Annotated in this window: 15 protein-coding genes; 8 read left to right on the forward strand and 7 right to left on the reverse strand. The window is 45.7% G+C overall.

The window, feature by feature from the left end; all coding sequences use genetic code 11:
* The first annotated feature begins 51 nt into the window (after positions 1 to 51).
* Complete coding sequence (locus EL341_RS00455) at positions 52 to 4,992, forward strand: FKBP-type peptidyl-prolyl cis-trans isomerase N-terminal domain-containing protein (RefSeq protein WP_126466744.1); 4,941 nt, start codon at positions 52 to 54, stop codon at positions 4,990 to 4,992.
* A gap of 206 nt (positions 4,993 to 5,198) precedes the next feature.
* Positions 5,199 to 6,836: an ABC1 kinase family protein gene (locus tag EL341_RS00460; protein ID WP_047779554.1), complete on the forward strand. Its 1,638-nt coding sequence runs from the start codon at positions 5,199 to 5,201 to the stop codon at positions 6,834 to 6,836.
* A gap of 39 nt (positions 6,837 to 6,875) precedes the next feature.
* Here EL341_RS00460 and alr read toward each other — a convergent pair whose 3' ends face one another.
* On the reverse strand, positions 6,876 to 8,105 hold the full coding sequence (gene alr, locus EL341_RS00465; protein ID WP_126466746.1) for an alanine racemase: 1,230 nt from the start codon (positions 8,103 to 8,105) through the stop codon (positions 6,876 to 6,878).
* 289 nt (positions 8,106 to 8,394) lie between these two features.
* Positions 8,395 to 9,888, reverse strand: coding sequence for a UxaA family hydrolase (locus tag EL341_RS00470; protein ID WP_126468224.1), 1,494 nt, complete (start codon positions 9,886 to 9,888; stop codon positions 8,395 to 8,397).
* Positions 9,889 to 10,322: 434 nt separating this feature from the next.
* On the opposite strand from EL341_RS00470, the gene EL341_RS00475 reads away from it, so the two are divergent.
* Positions 10,323 to 11,597, forward strand: coding sequence for an MFS transporter (locus EL341_RS00475; RefSeq protein WP_114986029.1), 1,275 nt, complete (start codon positions 10,323 to 10,325; stop codon positions 11,595 to 11,597).
* Positions 11,598 to 11,810: 213 nt separating this feature from the next.
* Positions 11,811 to 12,584, forward strand: a complete 774-nt coding sequence (gene exuR / locus EL341_RS00480; RefSeq protein WP_074823811.1) for a transcriptional regulator ExuR — start codon at positions 11,811 to 11,813, stop codon at positions 12,582 to 12,584.
* A 277-nt stretch (positions 12,585 to 12,861) separates the two neighbouring features.
* On the opposite strand, the gene EL341_RS00485 is transcribed toward exuR, so the two are convergent.
* From EL341_RS00485 to EL341_RS00495, 3 genes are all read right to left on the reverse strand, one after another.
* Positions 12,862 to 13,545, reverse strand: a complete 684-nt coding sequence (locus tag EL341_RS00485) for a hypothetical protein (RefSeq protein ID WP_126466748.1) — start codon at positions 13,543 to 13,545, stop codon at positions 12,862 to 12,864.
* Between the two features lie 115 nt (positions 13,546 to 13,660).
* The gene (gene metC, locus EL341_RS00490; protein WP_126466750.1) at positions 13,661 to 14,845 is read right to left on the reverse strand and encodes a cystathionine beta-lyase; all 1,185 of its coding nucleotides are present in this window, start codon (positions 14,843 to 14,845) and stop codon (positions 13,661 to 13,663) included.
* Between the two features lie 94 nt (positions 14,846 to 14,939).
* Positions 14,940 to 16,127, reverse strand: coding sequence for an amino acid permease (locus EL341_RS00495; protein WP_408634907.1), 1,188 nt, complete (start codon positions 16,125 to 16,127; stop codon positions 14,940 to 14,942).
* A 357-nt stretch (positions 16,128 to 16,484) separates the two neighbouring features.
* On the opposite strand from EL341_RS00495, the gene EL341_RS00500 reads away from it, so the two are divergent.
* The 4 genes from EL341_RS00500 (at position 16,485) to EL341_RS00515 (ending at position 23,522) form a co-directional block, all read left to right on the forward strand.
* The gene (locus EL341_RS00500; protein ID WP_126466755.1) at positions 16,485 to 17,417 is read left to right on the forward strand and encodes a LysR family transcriptional regulator; all 933 of its coding nucleotides are present in this window, start codon (positions 16,485 to 16,487) and stop codon (positions 17,415 to 17,417) included.
* An 869-nt stretch (positions 17,418 to 18,286) separates the two neighbouring features.
* Positions 18,287 to 20,308 (forward strand): biofilm formation regulator HmsP, encoded by a 2,022-nt coding sequence (gene hmsP / locus EL341_RS00505; RefSeq protein ID WP_126466757.1) that lies wholly within the window; start codon positions 18,287 to 18,289, stop codon positions 20,306 to 20,308.
* Positions 20,309 to 20,547: 239 nt separating this feature from the next.
* The gene (locus EL341_RS00510) at positions 20,548 to 21,813 is read left to right on the forward strand and encodes a dicarboxylate/amino acid:cation symporter (protein WP_047779566.1); all 1,266 of its coding nucleotides are present in this window, start codon (positions 20,548 to 20,550) and stop codon (positions 21,811 to 21,813) included.
* Between the two features lie 266 nt (positions 21,814 to 22,079).
* A complete protein-coding gene (locus EL341_RS00515) occupies positions 22,080 to 23,522 on the forward strand; it encodes a M16 family metallopeptidase (RefSeq protein WP_126466759.1) in 1,443 nt (480 codons plus the stop codon).
* Between the two features lie 68 nt (positions 23,523 to 23,590).
* Here the strand turns inward: EL341_RS00515 and kdgK are convergent, their stop codons facing one another.
* Together kdgK and yhjD are read right to left on the reverse strand one after the other, a co-directional pair.
* Positions 23,591 to 24,523, reverse strand: coding sequence for a 2-dehydro-3-deoxygluconokinase (kdgK, locus tag EL341_RS00520; RefSeq protein WP_074823828.1), 933 nt, complete (start codon positions 24,521 to 24,523; stop codon positions 23,591 to 23,593).
* Between the two features lie 113 nt (positions 24,524 to 24,636).
* Positions 24,637 to 25,545 (reverse strand): inner membrane protein YhjD, encoded by a 909-nt coding sequence (gene yhjD / locus EL341_RS00525; protein WP_082118916.1) that lies wholly within the window; start codon positions 25,543 to 25,545, stop codon positions 24,637 to 24,639.
* Positions 25,546 to 25,639: the final 94 nt, after the last annotated feature.

Raw genomic sequence — 25,639 nt, forward strand, 5'->3', positions numbered from 1 at the left:
AAATCTGAATTTAATCAAACCATCAGAAATAAAGATGCGGACATTGCTGAATTGCGGCGCCGTATTCTTTCCCTTGAAGCCAATCCCGCCAAGTCCGATAAACTCCAGCAGCAACTGAGCGAAGTGAAAGCAAAGCTGATTGCTGAGAAAGCCCGAGCCGATCGGTTAGCGAAACAACATAGCGATGCGGAGCAGCAGCGAAAAGCTCTGGAGGCGCAGCAGAAGGATAATGCAGCAAAACAAAACACCACCGCCGCCAAACAACTGCTGGAGCTGAAGGCACAACTGACGGCTGAGAAAGCTCGAGCTGAGCAGCAACTTGCCCGAGCCGATCGGTTAGCGAAACAACATAGCGATGCGGAGCAGCAGCTAAAGGCTTTGGAGGCGCAGCAGAAGGATAATGCGGCAAAACAAAACACCACCGCTGCCAAACAACTGCTGGAACTGAAGGCGCAACTGGCGGCTGAGAAAACTCGAACTGAGCAGCAACTTGCCCGAGCCGATCGATTAGCGAAACAGCATAGCGATGCGGAGCAACAGCTAAAGGCTTTGGAGGCGCAGCAGAAGGATAATGCGGCAAAACAAAACACCACAGCTGCCAAACAACTGCTGGAACTGAAGGCACAACTGGCGGCTGAGAAAACTCTCAGTGAACAGCAGCAAAGCCGTATTGATAAGTTAGCTAAACAACATAGTGATGCCGTACAGCAGCAGGTAGATCTGAAGGCTCAATTGGCTATTGAGAAAACTCGCATTGGGCAGCAGCAAAGCCGGGCTGATAAGTTAGCTAAGCAACATAGCGATGCAGAGCAGCAGTTAAAAGCTTTGGAAACACAGAACAAGGAACAGGCGGCACAACAACATGCCGCGGCAGCCAAACAATTGGCAGAGCTGAATACACAGCTGACGGCGGAGAAAGCCCGTAGTGAGCAACAGCAAAGCCGAGCTAATCAGTTAGCCAAACAACATAGCGATGCAGAACAACAGCGGATCACGCTGGCGCAGCAGTTAAAAACTTTAGAGACGAAGCAAAAAGAACAGTCGTCGCAACAAAATGCCGCCGCAGCCAAACAACTGGCGGAGCTAAATACGCAGCTGACGGCTGAAAAAGCCCGTGCTGAGCAACTAGCTAAACGACACAATGATGCAAATCAACAGTTAAAAGTTTTAGAAGCGAAGCAAAAAGAACAGGCCGTACAACAACATGCCGCAGCAGCCAAGCAGTTGGCAGAGTTGAATACACAGCTGACCGCTGAAAAAGCGCGAGCTGAGCAGTTGGCTAAACAGAATGGTGATGCTGAGCAGCAGCGGATCACGCTGGCACAGCAGCTAACAGCTTTAGAGATGAAGCAAAAAGAACAGTCGGCACAACAACATGCCGCAGCAGCTAAGCAACTGGCGGAGCTAAATACACAACTGACGGCCGAGAAAGCCCGCGCTGAGCAGTTAGCCAAGCAAAAAGAACAGTCGTCGCAACAAAATACCGCAGCAGCCAAACAGCTGGCAGAATTGAATACACAGCTGACCGCTGAAAAAGCGCGAGCTGAACAGTTAGCCAAGCAGAATAGTGATGCCGAACAGCAGCGGGTCACGCTGGCGCAGCAGTTAAAAGCCTTAGAGGCGAAGCAAAAAGAACAAGCGGCACAACAAAATGCCGCGACAGCCAAGCAGCTGGCAGAATTGAATACACAGCTGACCGCTGAAAAAGCGCGAGCTGAACAGTTAGCTAAGCAGAATAGTGATGCCGAACAGCAGCGGGTCACGCTGGCGCAGCAGTTAAAAGCCTTAGAGGCGAAGCAAAAAGAACAAGCGGCACAACAAAATGCCGTAGCAGCCAAACAGCTGGCAGAATTGAATACACAACTGACCGCCGAGAAAGCGCGAGCTGAACAGTTAGCCAAGCAGAATAGTGATGCCGAACAGCAGCAGGTCACGCTGGCGCAGCAGTTAAAAGCCTTAGAGGCGAAGCAAAAAGAACAGGCCGCACAACAAAATGCCGCCGTCACCAAACAACTGGCAGAGCTAAATACGCAACTGACAGCCGAGAAAGCGCGAGCTGAACAGTTAGCCAAGCAGAGTAGCGATGCAAATCAACAGTTAAAAGCCTTAGAGGCGAAGCAAAAAGAACAGTCGGCACAACAACATGCCGCAGCAGCTAAGCAACTGGCGGAGCTAAATACACAGCTGACGGCCGAGAAAGCCCGCGCTGAGCAGTTAGCCAAGCAAAAAGAACAGTCGTCGCAACAAAATACCGCAGCAGCCAAACAACTGGCAGAGCTGAATACCCAGCTGACGGCTGAAAAAGCCCGAGCTGAACAGTTAGCCAAGCAGAATAGTGATGCCGAACAGCAGCGGGTCACGCTGGCACAGCAGTTAAAAGCCTTAGAGGCGAAGCAAAAAGAACAAGCGGCACAACAAAATGCCGCCGCCACCAAACAACTGGCAGAGCTGAATACCCAGCTGACGGCTGAAAAAGCCCGAGCTGAACAGTTAGCCAAGCAGAATAGTGATGCCGAACAGCAGCGGGTCACGCTGGCACAGCAGTTAAAAGCCTTAGAAGCGAAGCAAAAAGAACAAGCGGCACAACAAAATGCCGCGACAGCCAAGCAGTTGGCAGAATTGAATACACAGCTGACCGCTGAAAAAGCCCGTGCTGAACAGTTAGCCAAGCAGAATAGTGATGCCGAGCAGCAGCGAGTCACTCTGGCTCAGCAGTTAAAAGCCTTAGAGGCAAAGCAAAAAGAACAAGCGGCACAACAAAATGCCGCGACAGCCAAGCAGCTGGCAGAATTGAATACACAGCTGACCGCTGAAAAAGCGAGAGCTGAGCAGTTAGCCAAACAACACAGCGATGCAAATCAACAGCTAAAAGCTTTAGAGGCGAAGCAAAAAGAACAAGCGGCACAACAAAATGCCGCGACAGCCAAGCAACTGGCGGAGCTGAATACACAGCTGACGGCTGAAAAAGCGCGAGCTGAGCAGTTAGCCAAACAACACAGCGATGCAAATCAACAGCTAAAAGCTTTAGAGACGAAGCAAAAAGAGCAGGCGGCACAACAAAATGCCGCGACAGCCAAGCAACTGGCGGAGTTGAATACACAGCTGGCGGCCGAGAAAGCCCGCGCTGAGCAGTTAGCTAAGCAGAATAGTGATGCCGAACAGCAGCGGGTCACGCTGGCGCAGCAGTTAAAAGCCTTAGAGGCGAAGCAAAAAGAGCAGGCGGCACAACAAAATGCCACAGCAGCCAAGCAACTGGCGGAGCTGAATACACAGCTGACGGCTGAAAAAGCGCGAGCTGAGCAGTTAGCCAAGCAATATGGTGATGCCGAACAGCAGCGAGTTACGCTGGCACAGCAATTAAAAGCTTTAGAAGTGAAGGAAAAAGAACAGGCGACACAACAAAATACCGTGGCAGCTAAACAACTGGCGGAGCTGAATACACAGCTGACGGCGGAGAAAGAGCGCGCCGAGCAGCTAGCTAAACAGCGTAGCGATGTGGAGCAGCAACTAAAAGCTTTAGCAGAGAAGCAAAAAGAACAGGCGACACAACAACATGACGCAGCAGCCAAGCAACTGGCAGAGCTAAATACACAGCTAACGGCTGAGAAAGCCCGCGCTGAGCAGTTAGCCAAGCAACATAGCGATGCAGAACAACAGCGTAGTGAGCTGGCGCAGCAGCTAAAAGCCTTGGAAACTCAACACAGGGAGCAGTTGGCACGACACAATGCCGCCGCAGCCAAACAACGGGCGGAGTTGAATACACAATTGACGGCCGAGAAAGCCCAAGCCGTTTGGTTAACGGCTCGCACTGAGAAGTTATCTCAACAACATGGCGATACAGAGCAACAGCGAGGAGCGTTAGCACAGCAGATAAAAGCTTTGGAAACGCAGCACAAGGAGCAAACGGCACAACAACAGGCTGAGGCAGCTAAACAACAGGCAGAGCTGAATACACAGCTGGCAGCTGAGAAAACTCGAGCCGAGCAGTTAGCCAAGCAGCATAATGATGCGGAACAAAAGCTCAAAGCTCTGGCGATGCAGCACAAAGAGCAGGTGGCACAACAACAGGCAGAGGCAGCTAAACAACAGACAGAACTGAATACACAGCTGACGGCGGAGAAAACCCGAGCTGAGCAACTGGAAAAGCAGTTAGCTGAGGAAAAAACCAGCAGACAGCAGGAACAGTCACGCTCTGACGGCTTGGTTAAACGACAGGCTGAACGTGAACATCAGATAGATAAACTGGCTGAGCAACTTGAAGAAACTCAACAACAGTTGAAAACGACGGATGAACAATTAACCAAGTTGGAGAAAACCAAGGCTCAGTCTGGTGCAGTAGCCTCGGATCTTTCGATCGCTAAAGTACCGCACAAGGCTGTTGAAATTCGTGACTATGCCATTGGCACCCAGTTGGGTGAAAAAGTGCAGGCTAGTCTGTTAGAAAACCAATCTTTTGGCGTGCGTAGTGAATCAGAATGGGTATTGAGGGGTATTCACGATAGCGTTATGCAATCGTTGCAGGTTGAACGAGAAGTGTTACTCAAAAAATTGTATGAGACTTACTCCGAATTGCATCAGAAATCACAGAAGTTAAAAAGTGAAGCAGAGGCCGCCGGTAAACGTTATCAAATCGCGTTTTCCCGTAAGCCAGAAGTAAAGAAAGATCCGATGGGTTTCTATTACCAGGTAGATTATCAAGGTGATAATGCGATTGCTGAAAATAGCGACGTTATTCTTTCAGTAAAAGAGAGTTTGATAGATGGTACTGTCATTGATGATACGGATGTTTCGGGTCATTTTATTACTCAGCCATTAGCCAGTTATCCACCGGTATTTAAAGCGGCTCTGGCTAATTTGAAGAATCATGGCAGTATCACGCTGGTGGTACCACCAGCCTTGGCTTATGGTGAGCAAGGAAGACTGCCGGATATTTTACCGGGTTCAACCATTATTTATCATATCCGCGTTGTTGATGCCGTTACTCGGAATTAATCACCATTCAGCGTAGTTCCCTTTAGATAGCGAGAAATCCTTATGGGTTTCTCGCTATTATTGGCCGGAATTTAAAGCATCCCTTAGTCGGTTTAAATATCGGTGTGGATTCCTAATCTGAGACGGATTCAGCCGATATCGCTCATTGGATTATCTTAATATCAACGTTATGATGCCCTTAATCATGATTGAGCAAAGGGTATGCTATGTTACTGAAAACGGTTTATGTCACTACCAGAGATCGGGTTCGATTAAAGGAAATAGGGCAGGTGTTGTTGAGCTACGGCCTGCAAGACTTAATTCGTATTTTGGGACTAAGCACTTTACTGGGCAACCCGCTTAATCCACAAAAGCCGGTTGAAAATCAGCCTCAGCAGTTGCGTAGAGCGCTGGAATCGTTAGGGCCGACGTTTGTCAAACTAGGACAGATTCTGGCTACGCGCGCCGATCTTTTAGATGAACGCTGGACCAGCGAGCTTGAAAAGTTGCATAGCAATGTGGCAACTCTACCGTGGCAGGATATTTGCCAGCGGGTCTCTGATTCCCTTGGCGCATCTCCCGATGAAGTATTCGCAGAGTTTTGCACTACGCCGTTGGCTGCTGCATCAATGGCGCAGGTTTATCGTGCCCGGTTACATAGCGGCGAAGAGGTGGTGATCAAAGTTCTGCGCCCCGGGCTGGAGAAAACCATCAATGCCGATTTGCGTTTATTAGCTTGGCTGGCGGAGGTTATCGAACAGCAGAGTCCAGAGTTGGCGCGCTTTCATCCATTACAGCTGGTACGACAGCTCTCGACTGCGTTGCATCATGAGCTGGATCTCAATCACGAAGCTTCTAATACCCAATATTTTGCCCAGAATTTTGAGCAGCGTCCGAATATTGTCATTCCACGCATTTGGCCTGAATACTCTTCTTCCTGCCTATTGGTTCAGGAATATATTCCCGGTATCAAACCGAGCAGTGCTGAACAGTTGGCTCAGTCTGGTTTTGACGGCCCGCTTTTGGCTAAGCGAGGTGCTGAGGCGTTTATGCAGATGGTGTTTGAAGATAGGCTATACCACGCCGATCCTCATGCCGGTAATCTGATGGCTATTGGGGATAACCAAGTTGCTTTTATTGATTTTGGTATGGTGGGACAGCTGTCTGCCCGCCGGCGTAATCAACTGCTGATGATGCTACGGGCGCTGGCTGAACGCGAGAGTGAAGGATTGGTGAGTACGCTGATTGGCTGGAGTGATGAAGGCGTACCGGATGCGGCCGTGCTGGAACTGGCGGCTCAGGACTTTTTTGATCGGCTCGGCCCCGGCGAGCTGCAACTGGGGAAAGCGCTGCTGACTATGTTGTCCACGGCTCGAGAGTATCAGCTTAATCTGCCGCCGGATTTAGTGTTGTTGTTTAAAGCGTTGATTACTGCTGATGGCGTGCTACATCGCCTCGACCCAGACTTCGATATTATTCAGACGCTGGAACCGTTTTTGCGTAAAGAGATGGTGAAACATTACGGTTTAAAAGCTTCCCGTCAGCGAATGCGTAAAATCGGTCTGGGAATGATTGATGCCAGCGAAGACTTCCCTCAAACCTTAAGTTTACTGCTGCGTCGTTTACGACACGGTAAACCAAACGTTGATATTAACGTGAGTAATTTGCAGAGTTTGGCAAACTCGCTGGAGCGTAGTGCGATAACGTTAGCGATAGCCGTGGTGACGGGCGCTTTTGCGCTGGGAATTTCTCCGTGGCTGATTAGTTCATCGTGGACTATTTTTGGTATTCCGATATTTCAAACCGTGAGTATGCTGCTGGTGGCGGCGGGTATTTTTCTGCTGGTATTGAGGCTGCGGAAGTAGCATACCGATAACGGCATTTACCGTTATCGGTTAGTTTAATTAATCCACCAGAATGCGCTGATTGGTAGCGCCCCAAAGTATCGACATTTCGGTAAATAGTGCACCGCTAATGTCTTCGACTTCGGTTGCGGTGATTTCCGCTTGGTTCTGCTTGCCAAAAAATACTACTTCATCACCGGGCTGGACATTTTTTAGGTCGGTAACATCAACCATAACGGTATTCATCGAGGTTTTACCGACAACGGGTACCCGCTGGCCCTGAATAAGCACATGGCCTGCATTGCTAAAGACGCGACGATAGCCATCGGCATAGCCAACCGGGATATTCGCTAACACAGAATCACGCTTTAGGGTGTAAGTGCGATCGTAGCCAACGGTATTTCCTTTAGGGTAGTGATTCAGGGCGGCGATGTTGGACTTAAAGGTCATCACGCGCAGATAGTCGGTACTGGCAATAGTGTCACCATAGAACACCCCGCCGACGCGCACCGCATCAAGCCAGGATTCTGGCACAGTTAAAGTAGCAAACGTGTTAGCGACGTGTAGCGTCACGTCATTACGTTTAAGGCCGGTAATATCCAGAACCTGTTGCGCCTGAACCTTGAAGCGAGCGAGATCTTTACGCACTGCGGCCGGATCTTCCTCAGGGTAATGCGACATAATACCGACAATTTTCAAATGGCTTAACTGTGAGATAGTTCGGGATTGATTAAGTCCATTGGCGTTGCCGACCTCTAGTCCATTACGTGACATACCGCCGGAGTTGAGTGCCAAGTGAATGCGCAGCGTTTTGCCCTGTTGGGCGGCGATGGCATCCAGGCGTTTTGCCATATCCAGATTGCCGATCAGTTCTTCTACATCGTAGCTTGTTGCCTGCTTCATTTCTTCTTCGGTGGCAATTCTAACGCGCATCAGACGGCCGGTGAAACCCAGATCGCGTACGGTTTTCAGCTCCTGATTGCTCGCTACCCCAATACACTGCACATTGTTTTTCAGCATAATTGGCGTGACCAGTGAAATATCGTGTCCGTAGGCATCCCCTTTCAGAATGGCACACAGGGTCGATTTATTGCCCAGTAACTTTTGTACTTTCTGGATGTTGTATTCCAAAGCGCGCTGTGAAATTTCAATTCTGGCATTACTCACGACGGTGGAGGAGTCTTGAGTGCTTGCTGAAGATAACTGAGTGGGTGTGACGCTGGTGGTCTGATGACAGGCAACCAGCGTTAATAGCGGTATTAACGCTAAATGGCGTAAACGCAACGACATGCTAACTCCTTAGCAAAGATAAAAGTGGAACCAATAGTATTTTGAATCTCATTATTCAGTTTGGACTGATGATAGATGCTTGCGCCGACGGATGTTGTCGTGACGTTTTCATATGTCAGCGCCATTCAATAAATGATAAATGGATCGCATTGTCAATCAGCCGATAGTAATAATCGTGAGAGGGGATAACTTGCTGAATTGAGAGGATTCACCTTAGTTAATATCTTTATGCTGCGGCTTGAGATAACCGGCTCGGGCTTATGCTACCGGCCGGAAGAATCTCAGAAGATTACAGGGTTACCCCTGATTTAAAGATGGCGAGTTCACGGATATTATTTACTTCATTGCGAGCCGGTTCACCTCGTGCAATTCGACTCAGCAATAAGAAAAATGCCGCAACTTGTTGGTCCATGGTGACGTCTTGCTGCAATATTTTACCGGCATCAAAGTCAATCCAGTGTTTTTTTCTGCTTGCCAGATCGCTGTTGGTGGCAATTTTTACCGTTGGCACAAATCCACCGTAGGGTGTTCCTCTGCCGGTGGTAAACAGAACCATATGGCAGCCGGCTCCGGCTAAGGCACTGGTTGCAACTGCGTCATTCCCCGGTGCACTAAGAAGGTTTAATCCTTTTTTAGTTAAGCGTGCACCGTATGGTAAAACGTCGACCACCTGACTTTGACCCGCCTTTTGAGTACACCCTAACGATTTTTCCTCTAATGTGGTAATTCCGCCGACCTTATTTCCCGGAGAAGGGTTTTCATAGATAGGCTGGTTATGGGCAATAAAATATTGTTTGAACTGATTAATCATGGCGACGGTTTTATCAAAGGTCTGTTCATCCCGGCAGTGGCTCATTAATATTTGTTCCGCGCCAAACATTTCCGGGACTTCTGTTAATACCGTGGTTCCACCGTGCTTGATGATTTGATCTGAAAATACGCCCAGCAGAGGATTCGCCGTAATACCGGAAAAACCATCGGAGCCGCCGCATTCCAGACCAAAGCGTAATTCACTTAACTTTCCTGAGGTTCTTTTATCATGGCGCATCGCTTCATATAATTGGTGTAATAGCCTGACGCCTTCTTCAATTTCATCATCGAATTTCTGGCTAATCATAAAGGCAACCCGCTGGGGATCGTAATCTCCTAGCGTTGCCTGAAATTCTTCCACCTGATTATTTTCACAGCCGAGCCCAATCACCAAGACTGCGCCCGCATGGGGGTGATGTACCATATTTTGCAGCAGTGTGCGGGTGTTTTGGTGGTCTTGCCCTAACTGGGAGCAGCCGTAAGGGTGGGTAAAAAGGTGTACGCCATCAATATCCGTCGCGCCGTGACTTTCCTGTAAAAAACGCTGCAATATTTGTTGGGCGATGCCGTTGACGCATCCTACTGTGGGTAAAATCCAGAGTTCATTACGGATAGCAACGTCTCCATTCTCCCGTCGATAAAGCGTTATGGCGTAGTCATCTGAGCGCTGAGGGATTTCAGCCACGTTTGGCTGATATTGATAGTTATCGATTTCACCAAGGCCGGTAATCAGATTATGGCTATGGACGTGTTCTCCCGGATGGATTGTCTGGCGCGCATGTCCAATTGGGTGACCATATTTGAATACCGTATCGCCTTCGGCAAGTTCTTGCAGGGCAAATTTGTGACCAAGGGAAATCGCCTGTTTTAAGATCAGGTTGTTACCGTCTATCTCCAATTGCTCCCCTTCTACCAGATTGCACAGTGCGACAGCAACGCTGTCCTGCCGATGAATTTTCATAAAACGCTGCATATTCACTTTATTATTCCTTGATTATCAATAATACATCTGGTCATGACAGGTCGGCGCTACGGTTCCTATTTGATACATTTTCTGCTTATGTTGTTATACCAATTAAGTGAGTTTAGATCATGTGCATTGTGCTGGCAATGGCGTATATAACCTGTTTCTTTTTCTGTCAATGTCTTGGTATCAGCCTCTCCTTTGGTTATTAACGTCATTTTTATATTATTTCTATATCGAGAATTATATTGTGAGGTATGTCAACTTTATTATTGGTATGACAAGTTATGATGATTTTTCCGTTTGATGGTCGATGACTTTTTCATGGCAAGGGGAAAAGCGCGCTCATTGGTTAGGAACGGGACACTACATTCATTCTGAGTCTGTTTCAGCACAAGAAATGTCACCAATAGGGCGCTGTCCTACCTTTGAGGGAAGAGAAGATGGTAAGAAAAAAAAAGAGTAAGGTTCGGTTTCATATCGCCATCCTGATGTTAATGGCGACGGTAGTAAATTATCTGGATCGTACCGTTATGTCTGCCGCCGCTCCGGTTATTGAAAAAGATTTACAGCTCAGCGCTGAAGCGATGGGGTGGATTATGTCCGCTTTCTTTTTCAGCTACGCCTTGTTCCAGATTCCGTCTGGTTTTCTGGCAGACCGTATTGGACAAAGAAAAACGCTGGCGGCATCCGTTGTCTGGTGGTCACTGGCAACCATGGCAACAGGATTAGCCAGAACGCCGTTTGCGTTTATTTCCGCTCGAATTTTTATGGGGATTGGTGAAGCAGGTGCTTATCCTTGTAACAGCGGGATTACGGCTAAGTGGTTTCCCGATCGGGAACGAGGCCGCGTTACGGCGCTGTTTGATAGTGGCTCCAAATTTGGTACCGCGTTCGCGATGCCGATCGTTGTCTGGGCTATCGCCACTTGGGGTTGGCATGCCGCTTTTTACATTTGTGGCGGATTGGGACTACTGTGGACCGTTTGGTGGTTAGCGGTATACCGTGAGCCGGAAGACCATCCGACCATTAGCGAGGAAGAACTTAACTATATTCGTGACGGTCAGGCGAAGAAAGAGGGTATCGATAAGAGTATGCCAATGAAGTGGTATAAGCTGTTCGGCTACCGCAACGTTATTGCAATGTGCTCCGGTTTCTTTATGTTGAACTACGCCATCTTCTTTTTCATCACTTGGTTCCCGAGCTATTTGATGAACGAACGAGGGATGAGTCTGGCAGAAATGGGATTTGCCGCGATGTTACCGCCGTTGGCCGGTATCTTCGGTCAATATCTGGGTGGATGGTTTACCGATTTCGTGTACAACAAAACCAATAATCTCAATATGGCACGTAAAATTAATCTGGTCGGCGGAATGCTGTTAGCCACCAGTATTTCTTTTGCCGGTTTGGTTGAGTCCACCTCGGTCATGCTAGGGTTGCTGTGCCTTTCTTATGCGGCATTGGCGTTCGCCGCATCAGCACTATGGTGCCTGCCTGGTGATGTTGCTCCTCGTAATATGACTTCTCTGCTGGGTGGAATGCAAAATGCGGTCGCTAACTGCGGTGGTATTCTGGGGCCGATTGTGACCGGTTATATTATCTCCAGTACCGGTTCTTTTGTTCCTGCTCTGGTGGTGTCTGGCGGTGCTTGTTTATTGGGTGCCTTGATCTATCTCTTCGTCCTCAAAGACATTAAGCCTATCGTGGTTGAAGAGTAAACTTGCTGGGCAAAGTGGCTGCTCGCTGGAAAGAAGCCGCCACTTTTGCCACTGACCCGCCTTTTATTTCATCATTCCTTTGCCTAATGACCGTTAATTGTTTAATCATCAATACTATTTATTTTTACTGTAGCGTTCGGAAAACAGATATACTCCAGCTGTTAGTGTACCGTTTTAATTGGCGGTATTTGTCATCTGTATGGAGAGTTGTTGGTGGAAGTCAATGAGTCGCCCCGTCTGTATCAGCAAATTGCTGCGGAGTTAAAAAAGCGTCTGGAGCACGGAATTTATCACATTGGCGATAAGTTACCCGCAGAGCGCCTGCTTTCTGAAGAGATGAACGTCAGCAGAACCGTGGTTCGGGAAGCGCTCATTATGCTGGAAGTGGAAGGCTATGTGGATGTACGTAAAGGATCGGGCATTCATGTTATTGCTAATCAGCCGAAAAAGGTGCTTGAATCCGCCTCTCCTCTGGAATTTGCCCGTTTTGGCCCATTTGAACTGTTGCAGGCTCGTCAACTGATTGAGAGCAATATTGCCGAGTTTGCCGCTACTCAAGTGACTCGTCAGGACATTGTGGATTTAGTCGAAATACAGCAACAGGCACAGAAAGAAGATCGCTTTCGTGATTCTGAGTGGGATTTTCAGTTTCACGTCAGAATTGCCAGGATTACCCACAATAATGCCTTGATCAGTATTGTTGAAAGGATGTGGAGTCAGCGCTTACAGAATCCTTATTGGTTAAAACTCCATGAGCATGTTCAGGTTGATGCAATCAACAGCTGGTGTGAAGACCATGAAAAAATTTTGCAGGCGTTAATCAATCAAAATCCGGCAGAATGTAAGCTGGCCATGTGGCAACATTTGGAAAATACCAAGCAGATGTTGTTTGATGCCACGGCAAATGATTTTGAGTTTAATGTCGATCGCTTTATGTTTGCTGAAAACCCAGTGGTTTATCGAGATTTTTCCCCGCTGAAAAAATAAGCGCGATGTTTTTTAACTGCACCTTGTATAGCATCTGAAAACGTTGCGTTTAACTTATGGGCAAGGCAGTAACCGAATGGCTGACGTTGATGGATTAAGTTCCAGCCGTTTAAGGGATTATTTGAGCTAGTTTGCGTCTGTCTTCCGTTAACCCTGACGGGCGCTTTACTTTCAAAACTTGGGCGGAACTCAATCGCGCCTATTTACATTCAGCTCAGGTTTATCATCAGCTGAATAGCGTTAGTCGGCTTTCTGTCACACTCTAGTCATACATCACTTATAATCGCTTATGATGTCGAATGATCTCATTAAATATCCATGTATTATAACCATTTATGGTGTATTCCAGATAACCCTCATCGGTTTTATATTTGCTAAATATTTTCCCCTGCATGTAAATATTGACATTAAAACTGAATATTTTGGTTTTAATCGGATTATTGATTTTATTGATAATATTGGTTATCTCAATCGATTCATTAGAGTTAAACCAGCAGGTTGATATGATTTTACTCTGTAGTTTTTCTAGTGTGATGCGGCCATCATAGAGGGTACGCGATCGCGGTAGCTCTATTTTTTGTAAATTCAGGTTATCAATAAAAAATTCAATAAGGGGAAGATTGCGCCATTGGTCGCTGATCAGCGTTAATTCTATATTTGTTTCTCTTTCCGGGGATTTTATAATAAACGTTCGGTCAGATTTTAGGTACTGAGTAAACATATTCGACGGCGTATCTTGGCTATTCGGACCAGACCGCTTTTGGTTGATAATATGTTCATCGTTGGTCAGTTCTATGACGTTTGAGTGTCGTAGAGAGACTTGAGCATGCTCAAAGTCTCTATAACCTGATTGTTGGGCTGCTTTATCTAATGCGTCATATTGTGGAGTATGACAATCGGTTTCGATGGTTTGGGCCAAGCGCTGAATGCCGGCCAATGTCGTCAGTTTGCTGGATATCATAGTTTTTTCCTTTACTTTAACGAATATCAGCTTTCTTTTGATCCCAAGTATGTGCTGGCATAACAATGGGTTGTTGGTTTAGTGCATTCATGCTTGGCGGTGAATCAATATTGGGTTAACTGTTCATGTTCATACGAGAAAAGCCCTCATCTAAGTCTTTTTTCAGATCGTCCATATCTTCTAATCCAATTTGCAGACGTAAGCTAAAGCCCTCCGGTTTCCATTGAGTGACTGTTCGATAGTCCGTGCAGTTAAATGGAATAATTAAACTTTCATATCCGCCCCATGAGAATCCCATGCTGAAAACGGACATGTTATCTAACATGTTAGCGACATCTGATTTAGTGAACTGCTCGTTGAGGATGATGGAAAATAGGCCGGAGGAGCCAAGAAAATCCCGTTTCCAGTTCTGGTGTCCGGGGCAATCTTCAAAAGCCGGGTGGAGCACTTTTTGGACTTCTGGCCGAGCTTTCAGCCAAGCTGCCATTTCGAGGCCGCGTCTCTCTGCTTCTTTTAAGCGCAAATGCATGGTACGCAGGCCGCGCAGAGCGAGAATACAGTCGTCAGCGCCGGGTAACATCGCCATATAGTCATAGGTGGCACGTAAGTCTGGCCAGCTCGCCTCATTAGCAGAAACCATGCCTAATAGGATGTCGGAATGTCCACCGAGATATTTTGTGCCAGCTTCCACAGAGAGGTCGATACCGTGCTCGTGTGCTTTGAAAAAGATCGGCGTTGCCCAGGTATTATCAATAATGGTTTTAATGCCGTGCTTTTTCGCGACTTTGACAATCGCGGGAACATCCTGTACTTCAAAACTCTGTGAGCCGGGGGCTTCCAGGAAGATAGTACTGGTATTGGGCTTAATCAGTTTTTCAATATCGGCACCTATCATCGGGTCGTAGTAGGTTGTTTCAACACCATATTTTGCCAGCATGTTGTTACAAAAATTACGGGTTGGGCGGTAGGTGCAGTCAGGCATCAGCAGATGATCCCCGGCTTTGGTGGTGGTAAAGATCGCAAGTGTGATGGCACCAAGTCCTGATGGTGACATCACTGTACCGGCCGCGCCTGCCAGTTGAGTCCAGGCGTTTTCCAGATTGGCAATCGTTGGTGAGCCGGTGGTGCCATAGGAAAAGCGGGCGCGTTTCTGTTCAATATCTTCCAGCGTATTATAAATAATGGTTGAGCCTTTATAGAGCGGAGCATTGACGAATCCATATTGCTCAGCGGGATCTCTTCCTAGCTGAGTGAGCTGGGTGCTGATGTTAAACTTAGAAATATCCTTATTAGATGTCATGATCTTCTCCAAAACTCAGGGTTATTGTTATTTTCGAGTTAAACTTTTTCGGGATAACATTTTGCTATCCCGTAGTTGCTAGGACTTGCCGATACTATTCGAAAAATTTAAAGAACGGGGATGCACACAGCATTAAACCGATCAGTATGATGTAGTAGATACCAAGACCTTTATATTTTCGCAGAGCGGGTACCCGGTACACCAGGTAACATGGGATAAGGCAAGATACGATGCCGTATACCGGCGCACCAATCTGCTGGAGCAGTAAAATTGGGAAGCGGGTCGACACCCAAGCCCATAACAGCAGAATAATAAAGATAGATACGCCGATGGTCAGAACTTTTGCATTAATCTTTTCTTTCGCAATAAAGCGGGTAGCAATGTTGACGATAATGCCTTTAATAGCTTCCTGAAAGCCGAGGAAAATGCCAAAGAATGCAGTCAGAATAGCGAAGATGTTAAGCACCGCCGTCATGATTTTTACCACATTGCCAGGAATGACCTGAGCAGCAATTGCCATTGCTGAAATATTATTACGCGCTGCTTCAACGGCCTGTTCATGGCTCAGAGAGAAAGTGAATGAAAAAGCAAAAAAGATCACCGAGACGGCTAAAATTATGTAAGCAATTCGATTGGTACGAATAGCGCGATAGGTGGCTCGTCGTGGGTCAGATTCTACCTTACGATAAGCAATATTCATTGGGCTAAGTATCTGAACAAACAAAATAGAGAACAGGGTAAATGGTAGCGTTAATACCGCATCCCTGAGTAGTGGCAATATATCAGGGAAAGCGCCAATATTGTTAAAGTCCCAATAGGGGATCATGACAAATCCAAGCAGAACAACAATGGCAAGCTTAACGATGACCATTGGCCCGGAGATTCTAAACAGCAGTTTTTCGCCTTGTGAAGCGATAATCACCAAGATGGTGAGTACCAGAAGTCCATACCAAAGGTAGTCTGATAGCAGAACGGAGCTTAAGCCGTAGGTTTGAAAGTAGGAGGCACTATCAAAGGTGACGGCGAGCGAATAGGTCAGCATTCCTTTCAATAGCATAATGAAGTAGGCAATGCCGAGAAACACCCCCCAGTTGGCACCTAAATACTGCGTAATAACGCTTGAGTAATCTTCACATTCAGGACTTTCAGATAACGTTTTTAAATATAATTCTTGTAGTAAATAAATTGCTGGATAGGCAAGAATTAGCGATAAGGTAAATACCCAAATTCCTTTTAGGCCAATTTGTACAGGTAAAAAAACAATTCCTCCACCTATAGCCATACCAATACATAAAATAACCCATCCCATATCATATTTAGTAAAGGGAATAGTGCGAAAATCATTATTATTATTGTTGTGTTGTTCCTGCCTTGTAATATTTTTATCCATGATTCATCCCTAATTTTACAACTAAGTTTTATTTTTATAGTTGTATTGAAATCGCGATAGTTTCTATATTGCTTGTGTTATTAATAGAATAATATGAACATTTTAATCATGATGTATGACGTAATTCACAAAAGCAGCGAAAATTGCGCTGCTTTATAGTGATAGTATCTATTTTACTTTGATTACAACGTGATCTCTATGCATTGCCAAAGGATATTTATTAAAAACAGTTGTGAGGGAAAGTAAAATATGAATCCGAATATTTCTTTAAAGCAGCTGCAAATTTTCACCAAGGTGGTCTATTACGGTGGAATATCTGAAGCGGCAGCGAAAATGAATTTATCGGCCTCAGCCGTCAGTAAAAGCTTGAGCTTGCTGGAGGCTAATCTGGGGGTACAGCTAATACAGAGAACCACCAGGAATACCAGCACCACAAAGGTCGGTGATGAATTTTATGCAAAAATAGTAAAAATACTGGCAGATCTGGAAGATTCAGTCGACACCGTGAGTTACGACAATAATGAACCTCGTGGTGAGATAAGGGTAACCTGTTCTTTGGCGTTGGGTACGGCTCATTTGATGCATATATTCTCTGAATATCGTAAGAAATATTCGAAAGTCAGGCTGATTGTTGATTTGAGCGATAAGTTCGTTAACCTGAATGAAGGCCAGTTCGATTTGGCATTAAGAATAGTTAAAAGACCGCCAGAAAACTATGCTATGCGTGAATTAGCGCCAATTAATTGGGTGTATTGCGCCAGCGCTGAGTATTTGAAAAAACGAGGGGTTCCGGCCAGTATCAGAGATTTAAAAGACCATGATTGTCTGGTTTATCCAGGGATTGAGTCTGCTTGGTATTATCTTGATGATAACGGCGAAAAACAGCTGGTAAAGAGCCAGCAGGAGCCAATACAGGCTAATAGTAGCCTGGTATTGCTTGAAGCGGCGTTACGTTCACAAGGCATTGCCTATTTGCCCACTTATTTATTGGGTAAACATATTGAAAATGGTGATTTAATTCCGCTACTTAAACCTAATTTAGGGAATGGGGGGCATCATCTTTATGCACTTTATGTCCCATGTCGATATGTGGATTATAATATCAGAACGTTCGTTGATTTTATTTACGATTGGGTGAACCCCGTTCCTTGGGATAACTGGACATCGGTAAATAAGAGATAGGCGTGTCTTTTTAATGGCTTTCTAAATTAATTATTAGGTATTACTTTGTTTTTTCTTGTTTTATATAAATAGAGACTGTGGATGCTCCTAATTTTATAGGGAGAATAATAATCGGGGGCTGGTGTTAATTTTCTAACACCTGATTTTCTTTTAAAATATGATACTAAAGTATTAAATTAGTCGTTGAGTTGAGTTTTAAAATGGGTGGGTGGTTGTTATTTTTATCTCCAGTTGGTTAAGTTGGCTATCCAGTTAATCAAATTAAAATTTTTGATTGTTGATTAATTATTGGCTATCCAATTTAATGAATGTGAATGATGCTTTATAAGCGTGTTATTGTCGATAAAGGAGTTAATTTTCGTGCTTACTATTTAATTTAATATGAAATCTATTCTTATATTTCATCATCCAATGTCAGATATTTTTTAATATCACCGACTTTTCGCAGATTCTTGGTTAGGCTCAGCCAGAATAACGCTTCTGGGGACATGATGTTGTGATGTCTTTTAAATCGACCAACTGCATTTTCTCTTGCATAAGTATTGCCCTATGTTTCGATCTCAACATCACCAACACTTTTTATCTGATTTATTTCGTTCGCCGAAAAAGTTACTCTGGCTATCAAATTGGGCAGATATCGTTTTTACCCGTCGCGGTACGGCCAATTTCTGGTATCGTAAATTGACTGGCACGACGGTTTTATTCCTACTTTTCACCCTTTCTCTGATGTTTTGTGTTGATTTTGCATGATAAAAAAATTTCAGCAGAGGTGGTTAGAAAAAAACGGGCAGTTATCGTTATAATATTTTAATTATGATGGTAAATTTGAATGTATTGCTTATTTAATTAGCTAATCCGGAGATAAAAGTTTGCTGGTAAAGCGTTCGCTAACAATTAAACAGATGTCGTTGGTAACGATTGTTGCCATGGCGACAATCTGTATTTTTGTTGTAATACAAATGTTTGATTTTGTTCAGCAACGCAAACAGGATTACTTGACTCAGTTGGATAATATCGGTTATTCGGTTGCAGAGCCGCTGGAAAGAGACCTGTGGAATCGCAATCTGCAAGAGATACAGAACACACTGGATGGCTTGATTGATATTGGCTGGCTTAGTAAAGCGAATCTGCTAGTCAACGGAGAGATCATTCATTTATATAGTTTTCGAAAGTCGAATGACCGTGTTCCCACGTTCTTTGCCTCGATGTTGGGATTACCCATTAGCGCGCGGATGCCTCTTTATTCCTCTGAATATCACTCGATAAATCCCAAACCCATGGGGTATTTGATATTAGAGGCGGATTCTTACCAGCTGTATCAAGCTTCTCTGCATAAATTTGCTACCGTATTGGTGACCTATTTATTACTTGCTCTGATGCTTTCCATTGCGATTAGCTGGTGCCTCAATCGCTTATTGGTCTATCCACTACGGGCCATTGCCGGAGACTTACGTACTTTGCCATCCGGCGTTCTCCAGTACCACCAACTGACATTACCTCTGCGGCATCAGGATGATGAATTGGGGATGCTGGTGCGAAATTATAATCGTAATCAGCAGGCGTTGGCTAAAGCGCATAATCAGTTAAGCCGTCTAAGTACTCGAGATCCAGTCACGGATTTACCTAATTACACGCTGTTTCAAGAACTACTTAAACAACAGATAGCCAATAGCGGCCTGACTAAAACCTCATTCAGCCTGTTGTTTATTAATCTGGATTCTCTTAAGGATATATTTCAGGCATTAGGCCCGGAGCGGGCTAACCAGCATCTGGTGGAGATTATTGGGCGTATCCAGCCATTGTTAAGTCATCACACAGTATTGGCAAGACTGCATGGTGAAGAACTGGCGATATTAAGTAAATTCAGTACAGCGCCTATGCAGGCGATGCAACTGGCTAAACGTCTGGTAGAGTTTATTACGTTACCCATTGATATTGAAGAGTTTCACTTATTACCACAGATTAGTATTGGTATTGTTCAATATCCGAGTGATGGTGAAGATGCGGATGAACTGCTTAGCCATGCTCAGTCGGCAATGTTATTGGCTCAGCGGCGAGGGAAAAACCAAATTCAGTTCTTTGAACCTAATATGACCAATGAGGTTCAGCAGCGTTTAAAGATGAAAGGGGAAATTCTTCGCGGCCTTAAGGAGAATCAGTTTCAGCTTTATTTACAACCTCAGGTTGATATTGCTACTGGCATTCCCTATGGTGCCGAAGCATTACTTCGCTGGCATTATTCTGCGGATGAGATCCGTTATCCGTTGGAGTTTATTCCTCTGGCAGAAGAGGCTGAATTGATCTTACCTTTAGGGCGATGGGTGCTGGAAGAGGCCTGTAGCATATTGAGCCGTTGGACGCAGCAGGGTATTTCTCTGAGCTTGTCGGTTAATCTCTCGGCTCTTCAATTGCAACAGACCGATCTTATTGAACAACTGAAAGCGTTAATTGAGCGTTACGATTTTGAACCAGCTAAGCTCACGCTGGAATTAACGGAAACCGCGCATATTTACGATTTAGCGGAAGTGCTGCCAACGTTGATGAAAATACGTGAGTTAGGCATATCTATCGCACTGGATGATTTTGGTACTGGCTACAGTAATTTGAATTACTTGCGGCATTTACCGGTCGATGAGCTTAAAATTGATAAAAGTTTTATTGATGCCCTGCCTGAAGAGGGTGAGCTGGTTAAAATTGTCAGTTCTGTTGCTCAGGTTCTATCCCTAAAGCTGGTGGTCGAGGGCGTAGAAACTCAGGCTCAAGCTGATTGGTTATTGGCTCATGATATTCATATTGCTCAAGGATATCTATTTTCCCCAGCTATACCCTATACAAAGTTTCAGGAAAAATACCTGTCAGCTTACGCTGAGTCTCCGACCGATATTCTCTGAATCAAGCGGTATATCAGCGATTCCCCAGTAAATAGCCTGGAAGTTAATCGATTGCTTATGTGGTAATGAAATAACCAAGTTTTGGTCATAAAGTACCTAAAGCCCGCGTCTGTGATGCGATCCAGTTCATATTTCTGATTTTTCCCTATTGTTTCTTTAATAATTTAATATCCATAGTGTTAATTGGGTGTTATTTTCCTGCGCCTGTACCGTGTTGCTAATAAAAATAAGGAAGCATCATGAAATTGAGTATTTTTAAATCGCTATATATTCAGGTTTTATTTGCAATAACGGTTGGGGTACTGTTGGGGCACTTTTATCCTGAGATTGGCGCATCAATGAAGCCGTTAGGTGATGGTTTCATTAAATTAATTAAAATGATTATCGCACCAATTATCTTTTGTACCGTGGTGACGGGTATTGCGGGTATGGAGAACATGAAAGCGGTCGGTCGTACCGGCGGCATCGCGTTACTCTATTTTGAGATTGTCAGTACATTAGCGTTGCTGATTGGTTTAATCGTGGTTAACGTGGTGAAGCCTGGGGCAGGCATGAACGTTGACGCAAGCCAGTTAGATGCTAGTGCGGTAGCGGCTTATGCCGATGCGGCTAAGTCTCAGGGCATTATACCGTTCTTACTGGATATCATTCCCGGTAGCGTGATCGGTGCGTTTGCCAGCGGCAATATTCTTCAGGTGTTGCTGTTTGCTGTGCTGTTTGGTTTTGCTCTGCATCGTTTGGGTGAGAAAGGCCAAATGGTGTTTAACGTGATCGATAGCTTCTCCCGCGTCATTTTCGGCATTATCAATATGATTATGCGTTTGGCGCCTATTGGTGCATTCGGGGCAATGGCCTTTACCATCGGTAAATATGGTGTCGGTTCTCTGGTGCAGTTAGGGCAACTGATTCTGTGCTTCTACTTAACCTGCGTGTTGTTTATTGTGTTTGTGGTGGGCGCTATCGCCAGAGGCTTCGGTTTCAATATCTTTAAATTTATCCGCTATATCAAAGAAGAGTTGCTCATCGTTCTGGGAACCTCTTCTTCTGAGTCCGTTCTGCCAAGAATGTTGGATAAGATGGAGCGTTTAGGCTGTAAGAAATCTGTTGTGGGTCTGGTTATTCCAACCGGCTACTCTTTCAACCTTGATGGCACGTCGATTTATTTGACCATGGCCGCGATATTTATCGCGCAGGCGACCAATACAGAGATGAGCATACTCAACCAGATTACGCTGCTGGTGGTGTTATTGCTGTCATCGAAAGGGGCTGCTGGCGTTACAGGAAGTGGCTTTATCGTTCTGGCAGCAACCATTTCCGCGGTGGGCCATCTGCCATTAGCCGGATTGGCATTAATCTTGGGTATTGACCGCTTTATGTCAGAAGCTCGGGCATTAACCAATCTGATTGGTAATGGTGTAGCAACTGTTGTTGTAGCTAAGTGGTGTCGTCAGTTGGATGAAGAGAAACTCCAGTCCGAACTGAATAATCCAGGAAAAGAGGCTTAATAGACCGTTGTATAACTAGAATCGTTCAATTTATAACCATCTGTTCCTCCATTATATCCCGGTAGCTTGCCGCTGCCGGGATTCTCTGCATAATGTCACTATTGCAAGTTAGCCATCAGTTTTATCATTAAAATAGTAGTAGCATCACGTGATATCTCGACAGCCTGCTTTTTCAATAAAAAAACGTACAAAGATGCAAATATTCGCTGTCAGGCAATCATCATGATTCCCGTCCGGCTGATTTAAGCAGTAAATGAGGTTCCATTATGCAGTTTAAGTATTTACTCTCCGCGTTGAGCGGAGTCATGTTTATGTGGGTGGGGAGCGCGGCGCAAGCCGAAGCGTTAAAAGCCGATCCTGCCTGGCAGGAAGGGAAACTGGAAAACGGTTTCAAGTGGCAGATTCTGGCTACGCCGCATCGCCCGAGTGATAAAATTGAAGTTCGGTTAGAGGTTCATGCCGGTTCTTTACAGGAAGGCATACAGCAGACGGGGTTCTCCTATTTGCTTCCTCATCTCGCGATGGAAAAAACCGACAGTTATGAGTCGGACGAAATTCAAAGCTTACTACCGCTGATCACACCAGAAACCGAGCCTAAATCGCTGGTTGAGGTTTCTTACGATTACACCCGCTACAACCTGAGTTTACCGACCAACAAACCAGAACTATTAAAAGAGGCATTCGGTTGGTTATCTGAGGCGGTCAGTCCTCCGACGGCAAGCAATGGTTTAATTCAGCTGATGAGTAACGATCCGCTTTCTCCACTGATTACCTTTCCGGCAGGCGTTAATGATGCCTGGTGGCACTATCGGATTAAAAATTCCCCATTGGTGGGTCATGAACCAGGAAGAGCTGTCGCAGAAGGTGCAACGGCTGAGCGGCTTAACGAATTCTACCTGAAATGGTATACCCCTGATTCAATGACGCTATATGTGGTGGGTAATGTTGACCGCCGTGCGATGGTTGAACAAATTAATAAGTCATTTGGTGGATTAAGCGGTAAGCGATTGACGCCAGCCACCATTGCAGCATTGAGCGCATTGCCCGCAACGCCGGTCAATTTTTTATCTCAGGGCGTGGAAAAAGATCGCCTGAAGCTGGTCTGGGACGATCCATGGCATCCGATAGTCACGAAATTATCTCTGGAACGTCAGTGGCTGAGTATGATAGCTAACGATATGATCGCAAATCGACTGAACCAGAAGATGGGCCGCGGCTCAGCAAAAAATGCGGCTCTGGATTTCGCATGCCAGATCCAGTTCCAGCGCTATCATTGCGATCTGACAATAGATACTCCGCTGGCAGCGATGAAAAATAATCTGAAGTTGGTTGCCGCTGAACTGGTGAAACTGGAGAAGGAAGGCGTTACTGACGCTGAGTTTAATACGCTGTTAGCAGAGCAGAAAGAACAGCTGGCTCAGATCATTTCTACTTATGCCAAGACGGATACTGCTCAAATTATGGCACAGCGACTGCTGGCTGAGAAAAGTGGTTCGATTACGGTTTCTCCCGAATCTTATCAGGAGTTACGCCAAAAGTTTCTTGATGGCTTAGACCTGATGACGGTGAATACGCGCATTAATCGGTTATTAACGATTAAGCCAACGTTGGTTCTGACTCAGCCTGCCGGGGAGCCGGAAGAGAATGTGCGGGTGTTGTCCGAACAGCTCGAGGCGATTATGGCACCTAAGGCTGACGAAGCTAAGTAAGCGCTAGTCTGGTGGATAAAAAATACCCCGGCCTGTTTTCAGCATCGGGGTATTTTTATTGAAGGGCTTTATACGACAGGCATGGCTGCGAGAGGAATAATTGCGCCACGGTATTGAATCACGGTGCTGGCGGTTAGATGACCGCGGATTGCTGCATCAACCACACTTCCCCCCTGTAAACGCACTGACAGATAGCCGGCGCTGAATGAGTCACCGGCGGCGGTGGTATCCACCACTTTTTCTTTTGGCAGTTTGACTGCCGGAATGACTTCCAACCCTTCATCGGTAGCAACAAGGCAAGAATCTGCCCCGCGCTTAATGACAATTTCACTAACGCCCAGCGCCTTGGTACGGGCAATTACGTTCTCATAAGGCTCTTCACCCCAGAGTAAGTCTTCATCATCCAGCGTCAGGAAGGCGATATCAGTGCAGGATAATACGTCATGATAAACCTGCTGAGTTTCTTCACGGCTTTGCCACAGGCGTGGACGATAGTTGTTATCAAAAATAACTTTACCGCCGTTTTTACGACATTCCATCAGTAGCTTTATCAGCTTTTCACGGCTTTGTTTATCGAGAATAGCCACGCTGATACCGCTTAAATAAAGGTAATCAAACTGAGCCAACTGCTGGCAAATGTGTGCAGAATCTTCACGCAGTAGCCAATAGCGGGCTGCCGCGTCATTACGCCAGTAATAGAATTGACGCTCGCCGGTATCATCAGTTTCTATGTAGTAAAGGCCCGGCATTTTATCGGCAAATTGTTGAATCAGATCGGTGTTGAGGTGTTCTTGTTGCCAGGATGCCAGCATTTGCTCACTAAAGGAATCGGTTCCCAGCGCGGTGACATAGTGCACGGCTAAGTTGTTAGTCGGCACCTGACGAGCAATATAAACGGAAGTATTTAAAGTATCACCGCCAAATCCGCGGCTGACGTTATTTCCTTTTTCCGACAGTTCAATCATGCACTCGCCAATAATGGCAATTCTTTTTGTTGTCATGATACGGCATCCCAATCTTAACTCGATAGATAATTGGGATTAGTTTTATAACTTACGGAACGATAGTCAAGGTAAAATAAAACATTGTTTCAATTATTTTACGGTAAGCATTATTAAGCTGACGATTTGTTTTGGTTTTCATCTGCGGTGGCAATCCATGCGGCGCAGAACAACGTTAGGCGGGCGAAGAAATAGAAGAAAGCCAGCAACCCGATAATAGAACCAAAGGCCGCCCCGGAAGGTGATTTTGCCAGCTGCGGTAGGGTGATAGTCATAATGAATTTGATAATTTCAAAACCGATAGCCGCCAGAAGTGTGCCTTTCATCAGTGCTTTTATATTGGAGCGTTGTTTTGGCAGCGCCCAGAAAATCCACAGGAACATAAAGTAATTAGCGGTAATGGATACCGCCAGAGCAATGGATGTCATTACCGGTCTTAACCAAGTGATATCATTTAAACCCAAAGCATCGATAATAGCCTGTTGAGCTGAACCGGCAACGGAGGTTAAGGCTATGGTGAACAACAGAGCCAGTATCAAGCCAGTTAGGGAAATGAAGTCTTTAATATATTTGAAATAGATTTTTTCCTGATCTTCCGGATTACGTTCCCAGACGTCGCGAGTTTGTGCCCGCACGGCTTCCCGCAGATTACCCATCCAGCTAATGCCGGAATAGAGGGCAACCAACAGGCCAGTAAGGCCAACGGTGGTACGCTGCTTGATGGCGGTGTTCACGGTATTTTCAAGGGTAATGGCCAGATTGGGATCGGAAACGCTGGTAACGATTTTATTGATCAGTCCGGCCAGCAGTTCAGGGTTAGAAGCTAGAATAAAACCGGCTGCCGCAAAAGAGACCATCAAAATAGGAATCAGGGATAAGAATGAAAAGTAAGTAATCGCTGCCCCAAACTGACTCCCCATACGATCGTTAAAACGTTCGGTTGCTCGCAATAAATGGGCAACGCTGGGAATAGCTTTAATTCTTTGTACTAGTCGGGAGGCAGTTTTTACGGTGTTCTTCATCAGAAAATTCTTTTGTTGTTGATCCGGATGGGCGATGGGAGAAAGTGGAAATCAAATCGCTCGCGGGTATACCGGTAATAGTAACAAAGTTTGT

Source organism: Pragia fontium (genome assembly GCF_900638655.1).
Taxonomy (GTDB): Bacteria; Pseudomonadota; Gammaproteobacteria; order Enterobacterales; family Enterobacteriaceae; genus Pragia; species Pragia fontium.